18 protein-coding genes and 1 riboswitch are annotated in these 20,644 nt (G+C 50.1%); of the genes, 6 read left to right on the top strand and 12 right to left on the bottom strand.

All coding sequences use genetic code 11. The features are described 5' to 3' along the window. Nucleotides 1-61 precede the first annotated feature (61 nt). A complete protein-coding gene (locus HQ48_RS08175) occupies nucleotides 62-334 on the bottom strand; it encodes an HU family DNA-binding protein (protein WP_044188682.1) in 273 nt (90 codons plus the stop codon). 1,279 nt (nucleotides 335-1,613) lie between these two features. Between HQ48_RS08175 and HQ48_RS08170 the strand changes: the two genes are divergently transcribed. From HQ48_RS08170 to gldN, 6 genes are read left to right on the top strand one after another with little or no spacing between them, the layout of a single operon-like run. Further along, nucleotides 1,614-1,835, top strand: coding sequence for a DUF2795 domain-containing protein (locus tag HQ48_RS08170; protein ID WP_044188679.1), 222 nt, complete (start codon nucleotides 1,614-1,616; stop codon nucleotides 1,833-1,835). Between the two features lie 30 nt (nucleotides 1,836-1,865). Next, complete coding sequence (locus HQ48_RS08165; RefSeq protein WP_044233054.1) at nucleotides 1,866-2,882, top strand: PorP/SprF family type IX secretion system membrane protein; 1,017 nt, start codon at nucleotides 1,866-1,868, stop codon at nucleotides 2,880-2,882. Between the two features lie 37 nt (nucleotides 2,883-2,919). Next, nucleotides 2,920-4,344, top strand: a complete 1,425-nt coding sequence (locus HQ48_RS08160) for an SUMF1/EgtB/PvdO family nonheme iron enzyme (RefSeq protein WP_044188675.1) — start codon at nucleotides 2,920-2,922, stop codon at nucleotides 4,342-4,344. Between the two features lie 18 nt (nucleotides 4,345-4,362). After that, nucleotides 4,363-5,274, top strand: a complete 912-nt coding sequence (gene gldL / locus HQ48_RS08155; RefSeq protein ID WP_044233053.1) for a gliding motility protein GldL — start codon at nucleotides 4,363-4,365, stop codon at nucleotides 5,272-5,274. 3 nt (nucleotides 5,275-5,277) lie between these two features. After that, nucleotides 5,278-6,831, top strand: coding sequence for a gliding motility protein GldM (gene gldM, locus HQ48_RS08150; protein WP_044233051.1), 1,554 nt, complete (start codon nucleotides 5,278-5,280; stop codon nucleotides 6,829-6,831). Nucleotides 6,832-6,843: 12 nt separating this feature from the next. Next, nucleotides 6,844-7,923, top strand: coding sequence for a gliding motility protein GldN (gldN, locus tag HQ48_RS08145; RefSeq protein WP_044233049.1), 1,080 nt, complete (start codon nucleotides 6,844-6,846; stop codon nucleotides 7,921-7,923). A 168-nt stretch (nucleotides 7,924-8,091) separates the two neighbouring features. Here the strand turns inward: gldN and HQ48_RS08140 are convergent, their stop codons facing one another. From HQ48_RS08140 to thiS, 11 genes are all read right to left on the bottom strand, one after another. Continuing rightward, the gene (locus HQ48_RS08140; protein ID WP_044233047.1) at nucleotides 8,092-8,796 is read right to left on the bottom strand and encodes a HesA/MoeB/ThiF family protein; all 705 of its coding nucleotides are present in this window, start codon (nucleotides 8,794-8,796) and stop codon (nucleotides 8,092-8,094) included. Further along, complete coding sequence (thiH, locus tag HQ48_RS08135; protein ID WP_044233045.1) at nucleotides 8,793-9,899, bottom strand: 2-iminoacetate synthase ThiH; 1,107 nt, start codon at nucleotides 9,897-9,899, stop codon at nucleotides 8,793-8,795. Before thiH ends, HQ48_RS08140 begins: the two co-directional genes overlap by 4 nt. Before the next feature lie 29 nt (nucleotides 9,900-9,928). Then, the gene (locus tag HQ48_RS08130) at nucleotides 9,929-10,699 is read right to left on the bottom strand and encodes a thiazole synthase (protein ID WP_044233043.1); all 771 of its coding nucleotides are present in this window, start codon (nucleotides 10,697-10,699) and stop codon (nucleotides 9,929-9,931) included. A 112-nt stretch (nucleotides 10,700-10,811) separates the two neighbouring features. Continuing rightward, a complete protein-coding gene (locus HQ48_RS08125) occupies nucleotides 10,812-12,044 on the bottom strand; it encodes a hypothetical protein (protein ID WP_044233041.1) in 1,233 nt (410 codons plus the stop codon). A 200-nt stretch (nucleotides 12,045-12,244) separates the two neighbouring features. Then, the gene (locus HQ48_RS08120) at nucleotides 12,245-13,096 is read right to left on the bottom strand and encodes a 5'-nucleotidase, lipoprotein e(P4) family (RefSeq protein WP_052409033.1); all 852 of its coding nucleotides are present in this window, start codon (nucleotides 13,094-13,096) and stop codon (nucleotides 12,245-12,247) included. After that, nucleotides 13,093-13,701 (bottom strand): thymidine kinase, encoded by a 609-nt coding sequence (locus HQ48_RS08115; RefSeq protein ID WP_044233039.1) that lies wholly within the window; start codon nucleotides 13,699-13,701, stop codon nucleotides 13,093-13,095. Before HQ48_RS08115 ends, HQ48_RS08120 begins: the two co-directional genes overlap by 4 nt. A gap of 18 nt (nucleotides 13,702-13,719) precedes the next feature. Further along, nucleotides 13,720-14,166, bottom strand: a complete 447-nt coding sequence (tsaE, locus tag HQ48_RS08110) for a tRNA (adenosine(37)-N6)-threonylcarbamoyltransferase complex ATPase subunit type 1 TsaE (RefSeq protein WP_044233038.1) — start codon at nucleotides 14,164-14,166, stop codon at nucleotides 13,720-13,722. Then, nucleotides 14,163-15,716 carry a bifunctional response regulator/alkaline phosphatase family protein gene (locus HQ48_RS08105; protein WP_044233062.1) on the bottom strand — a complete coding sequence of 518 codons (1,554 nt, stop codon included), beginning with the start codon at nucleotides 15,714-15,716 and terminating at the stop codon, nucleotides 14,163-14,165. Before HQ48_RS08105 ends, tsaE begins: the two co-directional genes overlap by 4 nt. A gap of 115 nt (nucleotides 15,717-15,831) precedes the next feature. Continuing rightward, on the bottom strand, nucleotides 15,832-17,811 hold the full coding sequence (thiE, locus tag HQ48_RS09090) for a thiamine phosphate synthase (protein WP_052409032.1): 1,980 nt from the start codon (nucleotides 17,809-17,811) through the stop codon (nucleotides 15,832-15,834). A 221-nt stretch (nucleotides 17,812-18,032) separates the two neighbouring features. Further along, the gene (gene thiC, locus HQ48_RS08095) at nucleotides 18,033-19,823 is read right to left on the bottom strand and encodes a phosphomethylpyrimidine synthase ThiC (protein WP_044233036.1); all 1,791 of its coding nucleotides are present in this window, start codon (nucleotides 19,821-19,823) and stop codon (nucleotides 18,033-18,035) included. Between the two features lie 183 nt (nucleotides 19,824-20,006). Beyond that, nucleotides 20,007-20,207 (bottom strand): sulfur carrier protein ThiS, encoded by a 201-nt coding sequence (gene thiS, locus HQ48_RS08090; RefSeq protein WP_044233035.1) that lies wholly within the window; start codon nucleotides 20,205-20,207, stop codon nucleotides 20,007-20,009. Between the two features lie 105 nt (nucleotides 20,208-20,312). Continuing rightward, a riboswitch (TPP riboswitch) is annotated at nucleotides 20,313-20,406 on the bottom strand. Nucleotides 20,407-20,644: the final 238 nt, after the last annotated feature.

Here is a 20,644-nt window from a genome sequence, read left to right as displayed (position 1 = left end):
TTTCCGCTTGGCATGTCGTTTATTATTTGAATTTAACTTCTGTGATTTAACCTAATGCTAACTACTTCACCTTAACAGAGAAGAGCTTCGATGGCTTGAATGCTGGGATTCTTCTCTTAGGAATGATGATGGTTTCCTTCTTGGAGATATTGCGTGCAGTCTTCTCGGCACGCTCCTTGATGATGAAGCTCCCAAAACCACGGAGGTACACATTCTCACCTCTTACGAGAGAGTCCTTAACCGACTCCATAAAAGACTCCACCACCACTAGGGCAGTTTCTTTGTCTACGCCTGTGCTCTTAGCGATTTCGCTTACAACTTCAGCCTTTGTCATAATTACTATATCTTACTTGATTATAAATGAATAAACAACCTTGACTTTCGGACTGCAAATATAGTACTTTTATCCAAAAGTCCTAGAGATTTTTCTGTTTTTGTATTCAATCTAAACACCTTGGCTCAAAAACAGCTGACAAATAGTGTAAGACATCACTTGCCGCTAAGCCATACAGCCAATACCGGTAAGACCCACACCCGAGAGTGATGCTCCAAAGAGGAGTATGTATATAAATTAAATACGGTATACCGACCAAGTCTCATACTTCGAGAAGACGACTAAAGAGTGAGCATGACTGCGCAATGATCAGGTAAAGACAAGAAGAGGATTAACACTTAATAACACTTGAAACATACAAACGTATAGTCCTCTACGTGTCTAGCTAAAAAATCCCCAACCTCGTATTTACCCCCTAGCAAGGCCTACATTGAGTCTAGCTCCAGCTCTGGCATCCCCCTCCAGAGCGACAGAGATCATGGCTCAAAAGGGGTGCAACTCAAACATCTAACATACAGATGGATAATATTAGACATCCAGAGATTTCTGAACATAAGAGTACTATTTTGAGATTTTCCTCCCATCAATCCTTCCTGATTGATGGACATACCCTAAATGATTAGTCCACTAGTCCGCACGAATCACTCCTTCAACCCCCAAGAAGTCTGAGCGACTTTTCAGAAAATAGCTCTCATTAAATGAAATTTCTAAACAACACATTTACAATCATTAACCAAAAAGATGAAGAATACGCGCCTACATGAGCCAATACTCAGTCTGCAAAAAGCTAAACCTTACAACAGGCACCTCCCATGAAGCCAACGAGAAACCCAACAAACCTAACCCGAAACCTTACCGCTAGGGCTAACACGATGCAGACAAATCCACAATTCTAACCTAAACCCTACGCTCATATCTAAGCAAATGTAACCCCTCTGTCACATCTTTTGACAGCGACACTATCAGCCCACGAGAACGGCTACAATACAAAAGGAAGAGAGCAAAAGGTCGAGGAGCTTCTCCACCAACCAATCACTCAAACACACTCAAGGCTTGCTACAACGCCGTACTCCCTAGAGAACCATTCCTACACATACACATAAGAGAGCCTATACCTCTGCCATATCTACTAATGAAACCAACTATCAATCAGAGGTATTTGAAAAAACTAAGACCTAACCCAGAAGGATATTTTGATTAAACTCTTGGAAATCTCAAATTATTCCTTATTTTTGCGCCAAGAAATCAATATAAAACTGAATAATTACGTTAAAAAACTATGTATTGGACACTGGAACTTGCGTCTAAGCTAGAAGACGCCCCTTGGCCTGCAACTCGTGAAGAACTCATCGACTACGCCCAACGCTCTGGTGCGCCTCTAGAGGTCATTGAAAACCTCCAAGAAATGGAAGATGAAGGCGAACTGTACGAGTCTATCGAAGATATCTGGCCGGACTATCCAAGCAAAGAAGATTTCTTTTTCGACGAAGAGGAGTACTAGTCACTTCGCTCCCAAAACCAAGGAGTAAGTATGCGTTGGGGCTACGACGCTAGTGGCTCGCTCGGCGCAACCTATCTGATGAGGAAGCAATACAGCAACAAAATCAAAGGCCTCTGCCTCCTAGCTATGATTAGCTTGGGGCAGGGGCTTTTTGCTCAGACTACCCTACCCCTAGGACAATACACCGAGTTGCTTCCGCACTTTAACCCCGCTGGTCTAGCTCTAGGTAGCGAGCTCTACCTTAGAGCTGTGCACAATAGGCAACTAGAGGGACTAGAGGGGGCGTCCAAAAGTTTTCTCGTCATGGGCGATATGCCTATATCTTGGCTTGGCGTAAGACAAGGATTAGGCGTACAGATGTCCAACCAGCAGATTGGTCTCTTCAAAGACACAGAGCTCACAGCACGCTATGCCTTGAGGCTCAAGCTCGGCAAAAGCTACCTACAAGTAGGTTTGGGAGGCTCTATTATTTCTAGTACTTTTGAGGGAAGTAAGATCTTCATACCCGGCGGGGTTGAGGGCTTATCCCCGACAGACTCTGCACTACCAGCAGGAGATGTGTCGGGGCGTGGTATAGATGCTCAGCTGGGCGTTTACTATCAAGCAGAGCGCTACTACGCAGGTCTATCCGTCAATCAGCTCTTAGCGCCCGACATTGTGCTGGACAACCTCTACCGTCGTGAGCGAATACGTAGTTACACACTAGTGGCTGGCTACAACTATCGCACGCTGAGTGGGAGGTGGCAGTTGCAGCCTTCGGTACTCGCTCAGATAGACGAGAGGCAATTTTATCGAGTTGATTTGCGTTTAGATACATGGTATGCAGATCGATTCAGGGTGGCTCTACTGTATCGCCCCAGCTTAGCCGTAGGTCTAGGTCTGGGTATGCGGTTCGGCAAAGGCTACATCGGGTACCAGTACGAGCTCCCTACGACGGAGCTTAGGCGAGCCTCTTGGGGCAACCATGAGCTAGTGGCGACCTACTCAATGCCCATAGACCTCTCTGGAGGCAAGAAGCCGACCTACAAGAGTATTCGCCTGCTGTAGTACTGGCAACGTGCAAGAAGAATAGTAAAGAATAAATATGAGAAAAAGTCTAGTAAGCCTATTGGGTATACCCATGGGCTTTGCGTTACTCTCTAGCTGTGGAGCCTCTCGCCCTACGGTGGGGGGCGAGCTTGTGGGTGCACGCTTGGCTAGCTGGAGCGAACCAGCTCCCTATGGTATGGTCAAAATACCACGTGGACACATCATACTCGGTCAGAAAGAAGCCGATACGCTGTGGGGAGAACCCGCTGTATCTCGTGCTATCTCGGTGGACGCATTTTGGATGGATCGCCACGAGGTTACCAATGCTCAGTATAGACAATTCGTTCATTATGTACGTGACTCTATCATTCGTGAGCGCCTAGCCGATCCCGCATATGGAGGGGACGAAACGTACAAAATAACCGAAGACAAATACGGAGAACCCATCAAGCCACAGCTAGACTGGTCTAGACCAATTCCCTCGGAGAAGCGTGCTACGGACGAGGAGCTTAAGGCTATCAATAGCCTCTACTATACCAATCCCGTCACGGGAGAGCGTAGCCTAGACCCTCGACAGCTCCTCTACCGCTACGAGGTGTATGACCACCGCTCGGCTGCCTTATACCGCCACCAACTACGTCGCCCAGAGGGCAACCCCAACTGGCAAGGCGAGGCAGGTCAGACGCCAATCATGATCGCCAAAGACACTGCCTACATTGACCAGTCTGGTCGTGTAGTGCGCCAGACGCTTACTCGTGAGCTCAAGAGTGAGTACGACTTCCTCAATACCTACATCGTCCCCATCTATCCAGACGAGAGTGTTTGGGTCAATGACTTTCCCAACTCTACAAACGAAACCTATACTCGTATGTACTTCAACCACCCGGGCTATGACGACTACCCGGTCGTAGGCATATCGTGGGAGCAAGCACAGGCATTCTGCTCTTGGCGTACGATGTACTACCTCATGGGAGTAAAGCTCCCAGAGGGACAAGTAGCCGAGGCATTCCGTCTACCGACAGAGGCAGAGTGGGAGTACGCAGCACGTGCAGGACAAACCAATCTAGCCTACCCTTGGAGTGCCGAAGATTTGCGCTCGGACAAAGGTTGCCTGCTGGGCAACTTCAAACCCTCGGACGGCGACTATACTGCAGACAAGCACTTGATCACAGCTCGAGTTGGTTCATTTAACCCTAACGACTACGGCCTCTTTGACATGGCTGGTAACGTAGCCGAGTGGACAAGTACCTCATGGAGCGTATCGGGACTAAAGCAAACAGACGACGTCAATCCCGAGCTAACCTATCATGCCGCTCAGGACGATCCGCACGCACGAGCAAAGAAAGTCATCAAAGGAGGATCATGGAAGGACATTGCTCGCTATATTCGCTCCAACAGCCGAGCATCTGCCTTCCAAGATCGTGGACACTCGTACATCGGGTTCCGCTGTGTACGTACAGCCATCGACTTCGGCAAATAAACAAGACTAACTAAGACAATGAAACCCTACAGACGCTATAAGAATAAGCTAGAGATGTTTCTGGCGAGTAATCGTGGCAAGCGCATTCTAAATCTCTTCTATTCGTGGGGGGCTGCTTTCGTTATTCTGGGAGCACTCTTCAAATTGCTTCACCTACCCTATGGCAATGAGATCCTCTTCGTCAGTATGATGACGGAGTTCTTTGTCTTCTTCGTTTCGGGCTTCGAGAAGCCAGCCCCTACCTACAATTGGGAAGAAGTGTTCCCTGAGCTCAACTCCACCAATCCTATGGACAGAGAGGAGATGGAGGCACGCAGGGTTTATCTACTCGAGAAGGCGCAGAGGCAACAAGAGCTCACAACTTCGGCAGGCACCTCGGCGCTAGGCTCTATGCCTAGTATTGGGAGCCACTCGGCCGCCAATACTACAAGTGCTGTAGCGAGCGACTTGCTGCCACAAGAGGAGCTAGAGCGTCTATCCTCGGGTATCACGGCTCTTGGCGAGGCAGCACAGCAACTCTCTCGCATCGCACGTGTATCTACGGATATGATGGGGACTTATCAGGCTATGGCCTCCGACTACGAATCTCTAAGCAAGGGCTCTCAGCAGTATCTCCAGCAGATGGAAATCCTAGCACGAAACGTCTCGGGACTTAATACCATCTACGAGATTCAACTCAAGGGTATCAGCAGCCAGATTGATGCCATAGACAAGATTAACTCTGGCCTGCATCAGATTAGCTCTATGTATGACAGCTCCGTCGTGGATAGCCACACCTTCCGGAGCGAGAATGAGCGTATGGCTCAGCAGCTGCGACAGCTCAATCAGGTATACGCCCGTATGCTAGAGGCACTCACCGTCAATATGGGTATGCCGGGTGCGCCGGGTGCGCCATATACCTCTCATCAGTCCAGCACGACACAAGACTAAACTATGGCAAATAGTGGAGGGAATGCCAATAGGCAGAAGATGATTAATCTGATGTATATCGTCTTCATTGCCATGATGGCGCTCAATGTTTCATCGGATGTCTTGGAGGGCTTCGCCAAAGTAGAGCGAGGGCTCAAGCAGAGTATCGCCTCTACGGAGGAGCAAAACGATGCGCTCGGACGAGCTATGGCCGATGCCTACAAGCACAACCCAGCCAAAACAGAGCAGTGGTACAAACGAAGCGAATCCCTTAGCCAGAGGGTAGATGCTCTATTTGCACAGATCCAAACGCTCAAACAGATGATCGCCGAACAAACAGATGGAGCAGATGCCCAAGCAGACTCACTGAGGCGACGTGACTATCTAGGAGCCTCAGACGAGGTAATGCTCAACCCGCTCAGCAAGCGAGGTCGTGCTCTGCGTGACTCTATTGAGCAATTCGTTTCCCTAGCCCAGACGCTCATGCCAGAGAACGCTGACACACAACGACTACTCTCCCTACTCGATACCCAGAGTGGCCCCTCGGGTATGTCATGGGAGGAAGCCAACTTCTCTGGTATGCCTTCGGCTGCTGCAATCACGCTACTGACTAAACTACAAAATGACCTCCGCTACACCGAGGGACAGCTGCTCTCTACTCTAATCAAAAGCATTGATGCAGGCGACTTAAGGGTAAACCGTCTATCAGCACAGATCATACCAGAGAGCCGTATCGTTATGCGTGGAGATAGTTATCGTGCTCAGATCGTACTCAGCAGCACCGACACTACTCAGTCGCCTCGCATAGTGGTATCTGGCACAGAGCTACCAGCCGAGGCTGGCGGGTTATACACCGTCCAGACACGTAGCAGTGGTGTTTTCCCAGTCAAGGGATTTATCGAAATGCAGATGCCCTCTGGCCAGATCGAGCAGCGAGAATTCTCCAGCGAGTACACTGTGGTAGAGCCAATGGCCACGGTCGCTCCCATACTGATGAACGTCCTCTACGCAGGGATTGACAATAAGATTGACATAGCCGTACCGGGCATACCATCAAGTGCTGTGACCGCCTCCATGACTGGTGGGTCTATAGCAAGACAGGGGAACCTATGGGTTGCTCGCCCATCTCAAGTAGGTAGCGAGGCGACCGTTACCGTATCGGCACGGATGCCCGACGGACGCACCTCGGTGATGGGACGCTCCACGCTACGTGTACGAGCTCTACCCGACCCGATGCCTTATATAGATATCAAAGACCCTGCGACAGGAGCAGCCAAGCGCTTCAAGGGAGGACGTATCACCAAACAATCGTTACTGGCGGCTGGTGGTATCAAAGCTGCCATCGATGACTCTCTGTTAGATGTAGCGTACACGGTACTCAAGTTCCAGATTGTAAGCTTCGACTCCATGGGAAATGCAATCCCAGAAATATCTCAAGGGGCTAGCTTCTCCGAAAGACAGATTCAACAGATACGTAACGCCTCCAGAGGCAAACGACTATACATTACCGAGGTAATCGCTCGTGGTGCAGATGGCATCGAGCGTAAGATTGCTCCTCTTGAGCTAATCCTCAACTAACGAATCACGACGATGCTAAGACAGACAACCCTAATAATTGGCCTTCTGGCAGCAGTAGTAGCCTCTCATAGTAGCACCTCGGCTCAGGAGGCTACGGTACGCCGAGCAGGAGAGCCTAGAGTGAAGCAAGCGAGCGGAGCCACACCAGAGTCCTCGCTCAGCCAGAGAGCTCTAGATCAGAGCCGTCTACTGAGCCGAGATACCGACCACGTCAATTGGAGACGTACGGTCTACCGCTACCTAGACCTAACGGACGAGCGCAATGCTGCTCTGTACTACCCTACTACCAGCACAGAGCAAGCGCAGAACCTATTCACCAAGCTCTTTCGCCTCATTGCCACCGAGCAAATCAAGGGGTATGAGTATATTGATGGGCCTGAGGTTTTCGATCAGAAACACGAGCTCAAGTTCAAGGATCTCCTTGATCGCTTCCGCATAAGCTACACAGAGGGGCGAGGCAAAGGCAATGCACGCTACGAAGTCGCCTTGCCAGACGTTCCCTCAAGCGAGGTAAAGGCTTATTACCTCAAAGAGACTTGGTACTTCGACCAGCGTACATCAACCTACGACGTCAAGGTCGAGGCAATCTGCCCTATTCTCTATGATCTTGGGGACTATGGTGAGGTACCTATGCCTCTATTCTGGCTACCATACGAGGTCATACGCCCTCATCTGAGCGCTCAGCCCGTGATGCTTAGTAGCTACAACAATGTTGCCTCCGCTACGCTCGATGATTTCTTCAGACTGAAGATGTATCACGGCGAAATTATCAAAACGCAAAACCTCCTCAATCGTTCACTCGCACAATATGCCACGACGCCAGATTCGCTAAAGGCAGAGCGCAAGCGGATTGAAGGGGAGCTAAGCAAATTTGAGCAGAATCTATTCATCGCAGATACAGTCAAAACACAGACGAGCGAGCGGACAAGCGCAGAAAAGACCGCACGCAACAGCCGCGACAAACGTGTTCGCTCGGCCAAGAGCTCGAGCAAGAGCACAAAGACGAGTACAGCTAAGACAACAAAGGCAGCGAAGCCCAAGGCCGAAAAGCCGGCACGCAATGCGGGACGCTCTGTGCGTGGCCGACACTAAAATCTCCGCAAATAGGCTACTGCATCCTCTGGCTTCATCGGGGTAGCAAAGAACAAGAAAAGGTAACGTAAGATATTGATTTTACGTTACCTTTTCTACCTAATAACCTCTCTGAAGTATCAGTCAGACTCTACTACATATAGCAGAGGAAGCGACATCGCTTTGAGCTCAAAGCTTAATCCGGCTAAACAACATCTTCTCTAGGTCTAGGCATAGCAGGTAGCCTGCGAGTGAGGTAGGCATATCTAGTAGTACTTTGATAGCCTCTGTCGCCATAATAGCGCCTAGACTGCCAGCGACAGCACCGACTATGCCTATGGGACGTGCATCAGCCTCGACGTCGAACTCTGGGAAGAGATCGCGATACCCACTGCTTCCCTCAACATGAAAGAGCGCACATTGCCCTACAAATCCCTCCACCGCTCCGTATAGATAGGGCTTGCCTAGGGTGCGAGCTGTATCGTCTAGCAGGTAGCGTGTGGCCAAATTGTCGGTGGCATCTATGATTAGGTCATAGTCGCAGGCAATATTTTCGGCACACTCCGAGGTCAGTCTATGCGGATAGACCTCAATGTGTGTGTTCGAATTGAGGAGCTTCAGCCTCCGCTCGGCCTGCTCTGCCTTGTTTTTGCCTAAATCTCCTTCGGCAAAAAGTATCTGACGCTGTAGATTACTTACACTAACCCGATCGTCGTCTACAATGCCAATACGCCCTACACCTGCTGCCGCAAGGTAGTAAAGAATGGGAGAACCTAGCCCCCCAGCCCCTACTACTAGAGCCGAGCGGCCTAATAGCTTAGCCTGCCCAGCTTCGCCTATCTGTGGCAGCATCGTTTGGCGTATGTAGCGCTTGGATATATCGTGGTGGATCATAACCAAAAGTCCCAATCCTTCCAGACAGGTTGATATCCCTCGGCGCATATTGCCTCCGCCATCTCGGAAACACTACGTGCGTCGTTAATCTCAAACTGCTCTAGCTCCTTCTTTGGCTTGGCATATCCGCCTGGCTCTGTACTCGAGCCGGCACTCATAGAGGTCACCCCGATGTGCATAGCCATATCCCTAAAGGCAGAACCCTCTCTCGTCGATAGCGAGATATCTACCTCGGGGTCGAAGAGACGATAGGCACAAATCAGCTGAGCCATCTGGCGGTCGTTGATCGGATCTTTGGGTTCGAACTCACCTAGATGGGGGCGTAGCCTTGGCAGAGAGATAGAGTATTTGGTCCGCCAGTGGTAGCGCTCGAGGTAGTTAAGGTGTAGGGCGGTGAAGAAGGCATCAGTCCGCCAGTCTTCTAGACCTAGCAGGGCGCCGATGCCGACCTTTCGTATCCCTGCCTCGGCGCATCGTTCCGGAGTCTCGAGACGGTAACGGAAGTTGGCCTTAAGTCCCTTGGGGTGGTACTTGGGGTATGCTCCCTCGTGGTAGGTCTCCTGATACACACAGACGAAGCTCACACCTGCCTCTACGAGCTTAGCGTATTCCTCTGCCTGCAGTGGCTGTACCTCTAGCGACACTTGAGAGAAGTGTGGACGGACGGCACGTACGACCTCTTCGTAGTAGGCGGCAGGGGTTAGGCGAGGAGATTCGCCAGATACTAGGAGGATATGCTTGTAACCCCAGTCCTTGAGCACTGCTATCTCGTCCATAATCTGCGGCACGTCTAGCTTGACTCGATTGATCTGATTGAGGCAGTTGAAGCCACAGTAGACACAGAAGTTGGAGCAGTGATTGGAGAGATATAGAGGTACATACATTTGTATGGTACGTCCGTATCGCTTCACCGTCAGCTGCTCTGCCTTGACGGCCATCTCACGTAAGAAAGGTTCGGCTGCGGGTGATATGAGGGCTTTGAAGTCTTCTAGCCCTAGTCGATCTGCAGAGAGGGCACGACGCACATCAGCCTCGGTCTTGTTGGAGATAGAGTGCGTTACTTCTTCCCAGTCTAGCTTTTGTAGTTCGTCGTAGAAACTCATTGCTTGTCTATCTATACTATAGGTTGTGGTTAGAAACCGAAAAAGTGATCGATAGGAGAGCTAGCCGATGCGCTCGCGCGCTGTGTTGGTAATCCGCTCTCGTAGGCCATGCGTCCGGCCTCAGTCGCTAGTGCGAAGGCACGCGCCATGGCTACAGAATCTCCGGCGGAGGCAATAGCCGTATTGACGAGTACGGCATCAGCTCCCAGCTCCATAGCCTCTGCTGCATGCGATGGTGCACCTAGACCTGCGTCCACCACTACGGGCACACGGCTCTGCTCGATGATAATCCTGATGAGATCCTTGGTCTTGAGTCCCTGATTGCTCCCAATAGGTGCACCAAGTGGCATCACCGCTGCTGCGCCAGCATCCTCTAGATATTTACAGAGGATAGGGTCAGCTTGGATGTAGGGCATCACGACGAAGCCTTCTTTGGCGAGCACCTCTGTGGCCTTGAACGTCTCGAAGGGGTCGGGCAGGAGATACTTGGGGTCGGGGTGAATCTCTACTTTGATGAAGTCTGTGCCGAATGCCTCTCGAGCCAGACGAGCTGCAAAGATCGCTTCGTCGGCGTTGTGTGTGCCAGAGGTATTGGGCATGAGCTGTACGCCGGGAGCCTTGATGGTCTCTACCAATTCGTCGTGAGCGCTGCTGCTGTCGATGCGCTTGAGGGCAACTGTTACTAGCTCGCTGCCAGATGCCTCGATGGCGTCTGCCATGATGGCATTAGAAGCAAATTTGCCCGTCCCGAGGAATAGACGAGACGTAAACTGATACTGCTTAATCGTTAATGGTTGCATAGTCCTATCTGTATATTGATGAATAATCTTGCTTGACGCACTCGATAGGACAGATACAACAATCCCGTAGATGCTACTTGCACCTACGGGATTAGAATGGAGGATTTCAGCTTTAATTCTGGACGTCATGTACCGTCAGGGGAAGGATCACATTGTCCAGAGCTATTGTATTTACGTAGTTGAGCTTGAGTTTAAGCTCTAGGTTGCGACCGACAAGTTTAGCTTCTGCTACAGAAAATCTAGGATCTTCTAGGTAAATATCCAGATCTCTCTTGCGCCACGTTTCTGGAGTAAGTGTATTAACACTACCACCAGGAACACTAACAGTTTCCCATTGGAGCATATTAGCTGCACGCTCTCCTTGTCGAATACCTACGCTGGCACTCTTCATCCAGTTAGATATTCCAGACTCTATATGCTTAGCTAGGTCACGACCCTCCTTATAGGTCTGGACTTTCCTTGTCATCACCTCTTTGAGTTCATGCGTTTGAGAAACGAACATATCCTGTTGGAGAGTCTTGAGCGACTTAAAGCCTATTAGAGTGATAGGGATTTGTGCAAGTTCTTTATCTGTTTCCAAATACTTAAATACGAGATTGAAGCGGATAGAGTTGTCGCTATCTCTGTAGTCGATGCTTCGCTCGTCGAGCTCGGCTGCGTAGAGATTTCGGTCGTACGTTACAGCATCGCCGTAGAACAGAGCCAAATACTTGGCAACGCCACGCATGTACCATTTGCCAGCGAAGCTTGGGTCGAGCTTCACCTTATTTGCATAGAACGCGTTTCGGTCGAAAGGTAAGCTGTGGCGAGAGTCGCTTTGGTAGCTCTTGTATTTCGTTTTGAAGGTGATGCTACCATTGCCAGAATAGTTGTTCTCGTATCGTACATCGATGATCTGCACAAGCTTTAGATCTTCGTCCGTAAGCGTATATGGTTTGCCCGATAGATCTGTCGAGTAAATCTTGAGGTATGGCTTGAGTTTCTCCATTGTGAAGCCCTGTGCGTTGTTGTGCACAAACAGACTTTCGAAGTCAACAGCCTTTAGGTAGACGTCAGACTTTACACCCCAATTAACCTGCATACGAGTACCTAGATAGAAGTCCGTGGGCTTTGTATTTGGCTCGTCAGGCCTAGGTGCATCTGGGTTTGGCTGGTCGGGCTTAGGCTCGTCAGGCTTAGGTGCATCCTCATTAGGGTCTTCCCCCTTGGGTGCCTCCTGCTTAGGCTCGTCCTTTTTAGTTGGCTCTTCTATTTCTGGGTTCTTGGGCTCTAGTATTGGCTCGTTCTGTTTGCCACAGGCTACGAGAGTTACAGCTAGAGCTAGGCTCCATACGATCTTTTTCATACAATCTTAATTTCGTCTTATGATCCTTCTCAAAGTGTTTCCTTTCGAATCGTCTGCAAAGCTACATAAATTTGCAAATAAAATAATTTATCAATAGTGAAAACTTATCAATATGATAGATCATACCCATTTAAAAAGCTGTCCAAACCTCCTAGAAACGGGGCTTTGAACAGCTTGATGGTAGCGCAAAAATTATTCGTCTAGTAGTTGCGCAGTAGAGTGCTTTTAAGCTTTTTGTCCTTTTCGAACAGAGGAGGATAGCCTTGATTCATCGCTTTCTCCCAAGTGCCATAGTTCGGATTAGGCAATACGATAAAGCGATTGCCAAACTCTTTGACGAAGCGATTGAGACCTGCCTTGCGCTCGAGCTCGTTGGAGCTATCAAAGATATGGTCAAAGTCTCCGAGGTTGTCACCAATGAGCATCAAGATGTTGTATTGCTCTAGCACATAATTCCGTCGAGCTGTCTTGTCCGAAGTCGTAGAGCGTAGGATGAGCTGGCTATCTACAACCTGTGGGAAGCCAAAGGCCTTTAGGTTGCGTAGCGTACCAGCTTTATTCTTCTCGTTGCGGTTGGAAATGTAGAAGATCTTCACGCCTGCTTTGTCGGCACGTAGGAAGAAGTCTCTCGCCCCTGCTAGGGTATCTGCCTCGGCTCTATCACACCATTCGTCCCACGAGGCGTCTGTGTAGTCTTCGCCTTTGAGCGCTTGGTGCACAGCATTGGGCGTATTATCGAGAATGGTCTCGTCAATGTCGGTGACGATTGCCCAAGGTTTCTGCCCCGACTGAAGAGGTTTGGCTGTAGCTGCGTCTAGGCGAAATGAGGCGATGTTGTACGCCTGTAGGCAAAGAGCCTTGTATTCTGCCGAGCGTTGTATCCAAGCGGAGGTATAGAGCTTGCCTCCGAGGGTTGGGCTCATCAATGTTTTATTCGCTTGACGATTGGCTGTCGTTTCGATTGGAGTTGGATAGCTTTTGTTACCAATAACGCAGCTGGTTAGTCCGCTGGCCACGGCTAGTATAAGTAAGGTAGTAGAGATTAATTTCATGATTGATTTATCATTAGTGAATTAGTATTTTGCTGGTGCTTGAGGTAGCATGTGCGGCATAGAGGGCTGTACTCTTTCATCTCGCCGAGCATGACCTGTGCCAAGCCAGAGACACGGCGAAAAGAATAGTTGGCAAGGCGACCGCACTCCATGCAGATAGCGTGGATCTTGTCTACAGAGTCGGCAATGGCGCATAGACCTGCCATTGGCCCAAAGGGCTGGCGACGGAAGTCCATATCCAATCCCGCGATGATCACTCTGACGCCACGATCGGCCAACTCTTGGACAACAGCGATGATGCCATCGTCGAAAAACTGCGCTTCGTCAATGCCAATGACGTCGACATCCGAAGACATCAGCAATATGCTTGCAGAGCTGTCTACTGGTGTGGACTCGGTCTTGTTGCGGTCGTGCGAAACAACTTGTGTCTCGTCGTAGCGCATATCAATGGCTGGCTTAAAGATCTCCACGCTCTGATTGGCAATCTTGGCACGACGAAGCCGACGCATCAGCTCCTCGGTCTTACCGCTAAACATCGAGCCACAAATAACCTCAATTGAGCCACGCCCAGTGAAGCCTTCGTTCTCGATATGTAAATAGTTCATGGTACTATAGATGCTAGACTAGTTTTTGTAATAGGTCACAGTCAGTAGGCGAGCACCAGTGCCGGCTTCCTCCTCAATCGTTACACGTACTGTGTCGGCGGGCAATATCTCCTCTAAGATCTCGGGCCACTCAATCAGGCAGAGCGCTCCGCTCTCTAGGTAGTCTTCTACGCCTAAGTTAAGCGCATCGCTTAGCTTTTCTAGGCGGTAGCAATCGAAGTGGTAGATGAGTTCGCCCGAGGGCTCTGCTCGGTACTCGTTAATGATAGAGAAGGTCGGGCTATTAATGACGTCCTCTACCCCGAGAGCCTCAGCCAGTGCCTTGATGAACGTAGTCTTGCCTGTCCCCATAGGAGCAGTGAAGGAGAATATATCTCCATATGGTATCACTTCGTCGATGAAGCGCTCGACCACCTGTGGCAGTGCATCGATAGTCTCTATTCGGTAGCTAGTTTGTTCCTTCATTTGGGTTGCATTGTGATGATGGGTACGAGCATCTCCTCTAGCGAAACGCCTCCATGCTGAAAGGTATCTCTATAGTACTGCACGTAGTAGTTGTAGTTATTGGGATAGGCAAAGAAGTCGTTGCCTAGACTGAATACGTAGCGGTCCGAGAGGTGCGTCTTGGGCAGACCGATACGCTCTGGCTTTGTAATCTCGAAGAGATACTTGGCGTCGTAGCTGAGGGACTTGCCCACCTTATAGCGCAGGTTGGTATTCGTATTCTTGTCGCCGATGATCTTCACTGGGTTCTTCACTCGTATAGTACCGTGATCTGTGGTCAGGATAACCTTGTAGCCCATCTGTGCAATCTGCTTAAATAGGTTGTAGGTCGTTGAGTGACGGAACCAACTAGTCGTCAGTGAGCGATAAGCCGCCTCCGTGTTGGCTAGCTCGCGTATCATCTTACTCTCGGTACGCGCATGAGAAAGCATATCAACGAAATTGAGGACGATGACGTTGAGGTCATACTCCTTGAGCTCATGGATGTTGTTGAGCAGACGCTCGCCATAGCGTGCTTCGTAAACCTTGTTGTAGGAGAAGCTATAGCGCTTGCGGTAACGCTCAAGCAGCGTACGAATCATTGGTTCTTCGTTGAGGTTCTTGCCCTCCTCACTCTCCTCATCGACCCACAAATCGGGGAACATACGGGCAATGTCTAGAGGCATAAGCCCAGAGAAGATAGCATTGCGCGCATATTGAGTCGCCGTAGGTAGGATGGAGAGGTAGAGATCTTCGTCGAAAGTATAGAATTCGCTAAGTAACCCCTTGACGCTCTCCCATTGGTCTAGTCGGAAGTTATCAATCAAGACGAAGAACACCTTCTCGCCCTTATCTAGCAGAGGGAATACCTTGGTCTTGAATAGATCGGGGCTCATCACGGGCTTATTCTCTGGACTGGCAATCCAGTCCTCATAGTTGCGCGAGATGAAGCGACTGAATAGACGACCAGCCTCACTCTTCTGCATCTCGAGTAGTTCTCCCATTTGCCTATCTCCGTCCTGTAGCTCCATTTCCCAATAGACAAGTCGTCGATAGAGCTCCTTCCATTCGTCTAGACTTAGTCTATCGCTCATACTAGCACCAATCTGCGTAAACTCTTGGCGGTAGTTCATCGTCGTTGTCTCACTGATGATGCTCGACTGATGCAGATTCTTTTTCAGCGAGAGCAGTAGCTGATTGGGATTGACAGGTTTGATTAGATAATCGGCGATCTTGCCCCCGATAGCTTGATGCATCAACTGTTCCTCCTCGCTCTTGGTTACCATCACTACGGGGATAAAGGGCTTAATCTCCTTAATCTTCTGGAGTGTGTCTAGCCCCGTAAGCCCAGGCATGTGCTCATCGAGGAAGATGAGGTCGTAGTGATTGTTCTCTACAGCCTCTATGGCGTCCGTACCGCTAAGTACAGGCGTTACGATATAGCCTTTGGTTTCTAGGAAGAGGATATGAGGTTTGAGCAGGTCGATTTCATCATCTGCCCAAAGGATTTGATATGTCTTGTTACTTGTCATATAGTATAGGTTTACCATACAATAACGAAGCTACCCCGTTATTTATGATACGGTACAAAGATATAGAAAATCTAGTGCTTACTCTATTTACTTCTGCCAGCCCTCTGTACCTGTACTACTTGCCCCAGTATTTGTCTATCTCTACGACTACTAGGCGTGCTTGCTCGGTAACGTCTTCGGCGTGGTTAATTAGGCCTGATAGGGCTATCCCACTAAGGCCTAACCATGCTAGTGTGCCGAAGTCCTCCAGCTCGATCCCTCCAATGCCTACTATGGGCATCGAGTGGGGGAGTTGCCGGTGGCGCGTGACGAGATTCCTCATCCCAGTCTCGCCTAATATAGGGGCTAGGCGCTCCTTGGTATAAGTCATACGCCATGGACCCACACCCACATAGTCTGCACCCTCTAGAGCGCGAAGTTCAATATCTTCGGCTCGGTTGCAGGTTCCACCAATGATCTTGTCGCTTCCCAGCAGTTTGCGCGCCTCGGCGATGGGCATATCATTTAGCCCAAGATGTACGCCGTGAGCATCGCACTGTAGCGCAACCTCTACATCGTCGTCTATAATGAGGGTTGAACTGGCATAACGTTTCATCTCCTCTTTGAGCGCAAGGGCTGCTCTGAGGCGTTCGGATGAGGTGCTGTGCTTCATACGCAGCTGAATCCAACGAATACCCCCTTGCAGAGCTGCCCTAGCTCTATTTAGCAGTTCGTCGAGGTCTTGGCTGTCCGTGATGTACTGGAGATGGCAGGTCTCCAGCCTAGTCTCTTTGTTAAACCCTGCAGTATTGGTCTCTAGGCTACCTAATAGCTGCGTACTAGAGCGACGAAGCCTATCTACTGCCCATTGGCCTAGTCTGCAGGCCATAGGAAAATCATACCCCTGCGCTAGCTTGGTGGCAATCACAGCCGAAAGCGTACAGCCCGTGCCGTGCTTGTCGTGCGGTGTGCGCGGTACGCTATATATATAGGTATCGCCAGTGGAGAGGTGGAGCTGATCGCATGAGAGGTACACATCTTCGCTGTGCCCACCTTTAAGTAGAATGGCGATCTGATGCTTCTTACTTAGCTCCTTGAGGGTCTCGGGCTGATCGGATCCAAAGAGTCTGATAGCCTCTGGCCTATTCGGAGTGATGAGGCTTACAGCGTCTAATATTTGGCTTAGGGTTTGGTGGGAATAGGTTGGATGTATGGTTTCGGACGAAGCAGTAGCCGAGAGGATAGGATCCCAAATGATGTGGCGAACGCCATGGCACTGTAGGGCCTCAACGAGCCGAAGTGCCTCTTCGAGATTTGCTACCAGACCTATCTTGGCTGATAGCGGGCGATGCTTCTCGAGGAGGCATAGCAATGGACGCTCTATTTGCTCCCAAGACAGAGGAAGGACGGAGGCAAAGTGGCTCTCATGCTGCTCGGTGAGAGCTGTGCAAATGGTTAACGGATAGCCCCTCTCTACAGCTATGGCACGAGCATCGGCGACTAAGCCAGCGCCACTCGTGGGGTCGTGTCCCGCAAGAGACAGCACACAAGGCAAGTCGAACTCAACGAATCGCTCTCTTGGGTTATCCGATAGATAGCCCAGCGCAGCAGCCCCCGAGAAGCCATACTGGAGGACTTCTCTAGCTCTCTGGGGAGTAATTCCTCCTAGAGCAATCACTGGGAATGGAAGACGAGGCAGTCTCTCTCGGCAATCCTCTAGGTTTAGGCCTGCTCGGTAGCCAACTTTGGATATACTGTCGAAGGCTGGGCCTAGTAGGGCATAGGTGGGAGTAAAGGGTAGATGCTCGAGCTCATCTATACTATGTGCGGAGGCGCTGATGCGCCCACCATAGTGAGAGAATTCGCGCCATCGGTCGATGAGGCTCGTGCGCAGATGGATACCCCCTGCTCCTGTGATGGGGAGGAGATCGAAGTGGTCGCATAGGACGAGCCGATGGCGATACTTGGGCTCGATAGCGCATATTGCAGCCTCGTATGCCGATCGATCGGCACTCAGGAGACGTAGGTGTAGGGCTTGTAAGCCAAGAGCAAAAAGCTGATTGTAGACCCGTAAGGTCTCTGCAGTAGCAGTGGGAGGAGTAATAGCAATGAACATAGGCAGAGGTATGATGAAGATGAGATGGAAACTGAAACGAAACTAAAAAGGATACCATCGTAGGGGTATGGCAGTGTGGCATCGTAGCCTTAATGCTTAGGTAACGAATGCCGTGATCTACGCCGCCACCCTACCATACCCCTATCTCGATAGTAGTATATCTGTCCTATCAAATACGTCAAAGAACGAATTGCTAGTTTATAGCCCTAGCAGGCTGAGTTCTATTGCTGACTACCACAACTCTCTCCTGTACGGATGCGGTCGTGTAGCTGCTTGGAGGCACGCATAGAGCAGAAGTGCTCGCCACACATAGAGCAGAAGTGTGCCTTCTTGTGCCCCTCGCTAGGAAGCGTCTCGTCGTGGAATTTGAGAGCTGTCTCGCTGTCTAGCGCCAAGTGGAACTGGTCAATCCAGCGAAATTCGTATCTGGCCTTGCTCATCGCCCAGTCGCGGAAGTATGCGGCAGGGTGTCCCTTGGCTAGGTCGGCAGCATGGGCTGCGAGCTTGTAGGTAATCACACCCTCCTTGACATCGTCGCGGTTGGGGAGACCTAGGTGCTCCTTGCGCGTTACGTAGCACAGCATCGAGGTGCCGAACCAGCCGATCATTGTAGCACCAATGGCAGAGGTGATGTGGTCATAGCCGGGAGCAATGTCTGTTACCAGTGGCCCGAGGGTGTAGAATGGAGCTTCGTTGCAAAGATCAAGCTGCAGATCCATATTCTCCTTAATCTTCTGCATGGGTACGTGTCCGGGGCCCTCGATGATTACCTGTACATGGTGTCGGTCGGCAATCTTAGCGAGCTCGCCTAGAGTGCGTAGCTCGGCGAACTGCGCCTCGTCATTGGCGTCAGCGATACAGCCGGGGCGCAATCCATCCCCGATAGATACAGCCACGTCGTAGCGCGCTAGAATCTGGCAGATCTCCTCGAAGTGCTCGTAGAGGAAGCTCTCTTGCTTGTGCGTAATACACCAGTTGGCCATGATGGCACCCCCGCGTGACACAATACCTGTGAGGCGATTCATCGTCAAAGGTACATGCTCCCAGCGTAGGCCTGCGTGGATGGTGAAGTAGTCCACGCCTTGCTCTGCCTGCTCGATGAGGGTATCTCGGTAGATCTCCCAAGTCAGGTCGGCGACGTTGCCTTTTACCTTCTCTAGAGCCTGATATAGGGGTACTGTACCTACGGGTACTGGAGAGTTGCGTACGATCCACTCTCTAGTTTCGTGGATATTGCGCCCTGTAGAGAGGTCCATGATGGTGTCTGCTCCCCAGCGAATGGCCCAGACGGCCTTCTCTACCTCTTCTTGGATCGAACTTGTCAGTGGTGAGTTCCCTAGGTTGGCGTTAATCTTAACAAGGAAGTTGCGCCCGATGACCATGGGTTCGGTTTCGGGGTGATTGATATTGGCGGGAAGGATAGCGCGCCCCGCAGCGATCTCGTCGCGTACAAACTCGGGGGTAATAAAGTCGGGTAGATGAGCTCCCCAGCTCTCCCCGCGCTCCTTCTTGTATTTGGACTTAATCTCGTCGCAGAGCTGATTTTCGCGGATAGCGGCATACTCCATCTCTGGTGTGATGATGCCTTGGCGGGCATACCACAACTGACTAACAGGTTGGTCCGTTAATGCGATACGAGGGCGGTCTTCAATGTGCTCGAAGCGTAGATAGTCTAAACGACTATCCGCACGGCGCATACGTCCATACTCGGAGCTAAGTACTTCTAAGCGTTTGGTATCGCCTCTCTCCTCAATCCACTGCTCTCTTAGCTTGGGGAGTCCCTTTTGTGGGTCTACCTGATAATTGGAATCGGTGTAGGGGCCAGAGGTATCATAGACAACTACAGATTCGTTCTCCTCTATCGTGCCATCTTCTAGGACTGTCGGAGAGAGATCTATGCGACGCATGGCCACTTGTATATCATGAATCTTCCCCGGCACATAGATCTTGGTGCTACCAGCTAGGGGGCCAGTGGAGATCTTGAGCTCCTTCGTTTCGTCTTTGGCTCTCATAATTTTTTGATTTTTTGTGTATAATGTTCTGTTGTATAGGCTCTGTGTTGAGGCCTTACCCCAGCCCTCCTCCGAGCAAAAGAGAAGTCTAGCAATTTCTTATGTAGATAAATCTAGCCTTAGTAGTTCGCTTGGAGGGAGTAGGGGAAGGCTCAACTCGGGTGTTTTTACACGGCAATTATACTATCCACCCTTGATTGCTCCTATAATAAGCACGGCATCGCCAGACTGCAATATAGTCTGTGACCACATCTCACGTCTGACGACTTGTTGATTTATAGCTACAGCGATATGCGTCCCACCAAGGCCTTGCTCGCGAAGTAAGACCTCTAAGGATAGATAGTCGCTGACCTCTGTGCTCTGATGATTGAGTGTTATTTGCATATAACCTTCGTTATCGAGTGATAGCTAATTAAAAATCAGGTAGTCTCTCGGAAGGCTTGCCCAGAGTGGGCTATGGTACGATTAACCAAAAGGAGAAGTTGCTCGGGCAACTCTAGCTTCTTTCCCTACGCCAGCATTATCTGGATCAGGTTACGGGTATTATCTCAGCCACCACAGTGGGGCACCCCCAAGAATATCTACACAAGCAAAGTTAGGGGAATAATCTTAATGACCAAGTACATTCCCTCAAATTTATACTCTGCTACCCGATACAAGGCTACAATATCTCTTACAGACGAAGGATCCTTACAACACAAAAGGACTGATCAAGCCCCATATGAGACCATTGCACGGCATTTTGCCTCTTTTCGGTTAGAAACGTTGTATATATCTCTGATTATTACTATCTTTAATATGTAATTAACTGTATCGACATG

Source organism: Porphyromonas sp. COT-290 OH3588 (assembly GCF_000769075.1).
Taxonomy (GTDB): domain Bacteria; phylum Bacteroidota; class Bacteroidia; order Bacteroidales; family Porphyromonadaceae; genus Porphyromonas.
This window is presented reverse-complemented; position numbering and strand designations above follow the sequence as displayed.

Coding starts and splice junctions, on each gene's coding strand:
- thiE (WP_052409032.1), bottom strand. CDS start 17,811: ATGTTCATTGCTATTACTCCTCCCACTGCTACTGCAGAGACCTTACGG.
- HQ48_RS08115 (WP_044233039.1), bottom strand. CDS start 13,701: ATGAACTATTTACATATCGAGAACGAAGGCTTCACTGGGCGTGGCTCA.
- HQ48_RS08105 (WP_044233062.1), bottom strand. CDS start 15,716: ATGACAAGTAACAAGACATATCAAATCCTTTGGGCAGATGATGAAATC.
- HQ48_RS08120 (WP_052409033.1), bottom strand. CDS start 13,096: ATGAAATTAATCTCTACTACCTTACTTATACTAGCCGTGGCCAGCGGA.
- thiC (WP_044233036.1), bottom strand. CDS start 19,823: ATGAGAGCCAAAGACGAAACGAAGGAGCTCAAGATCTCCACTGGCCCC.
- HQ48_RS08160 (WP_044188675.1), top strand. CDS start 2,920: ATGAGAAAAAGTCTAGTAAGCCTATTGGGTATACCCATGGGCTTTGCG.
- HQ48_RS08170 (WP_044188679.1), top strand. CDS start 1,614: ATGTATTGGACACTGGAACTTGCGTCTAAGCTAGAAGACGCCCCTTGG.
- tsaE (WP_044233038.1), bottom strand. CDS start 14,166: ATGAAGGAACAAACTAGCTACCGAATAGAGACTATCGATGCACTGCCA.
- gldL (WP_044233053.1), top strand. CDS start 4,363: ATGAAACCCTACAGACGCTATAAGAATAAGCTAGAGATGTTTCTGGCG.
- gldM (WP_044233051.1), top strand. CDS start 5,278: ATGGCAAATAGTGGAGGGAATGCCAATAGGCAGAAGATGATTAATCTG.
- HQ48_RS08130 (WP_044233043.1), bottom strand. CDS start 10,699: ATGCAACCATTAACGATTAAGCAGTATCAGTTTACGTCTCGTCTATTC.
- HQ48_RS08140 (WP_044233047.1), bottom strand. CDS start 8,796: ATGATCCACCACGATATATCCAAGCGCTACATACGCCAAACGATGCTG.
- thiS (WP_044233035.1), bottom strand. CDS start 20,207: ATGCAAATAACACTCAATCATCAGAGCACAGAGGTCAGCGACTATCTA.
- thiH (WP_044233045.1), bottom strand. CDS start 9,899: ATGAGTTTCTACGACGAACTACAAAAGCTAGACTGGGAAGAAGTAACG.
- HQ48_RS08165 (WP_044233054.1), top strand. CDS start 1,866: ATGCGTTGGGGCTACGACGCTAGTGGCTCGCTCGGCGCAACCTATCTG.
- HQ48_RS08175 (WP_044188682.1), bottom strand. CDS start 334: ATGACAAAGGCTGAAGTTGTAAGCGAAATCGCTAAGAGCACAGGCGTA.
- HQ48_RS08125 (WP_044233041.1), bottom strand. CDS start 12,044: ATGAAAAAGATCGTATGGAGCCTAGCTCTAGCTGTAACTCTCGTAGCC.
- gldN (WP_044233049.1), top strand. CDS start 6,844: ATGCTAAGACAGACAACCCTAATAATTGGCCTTCTGGCAGCAGTAGTA.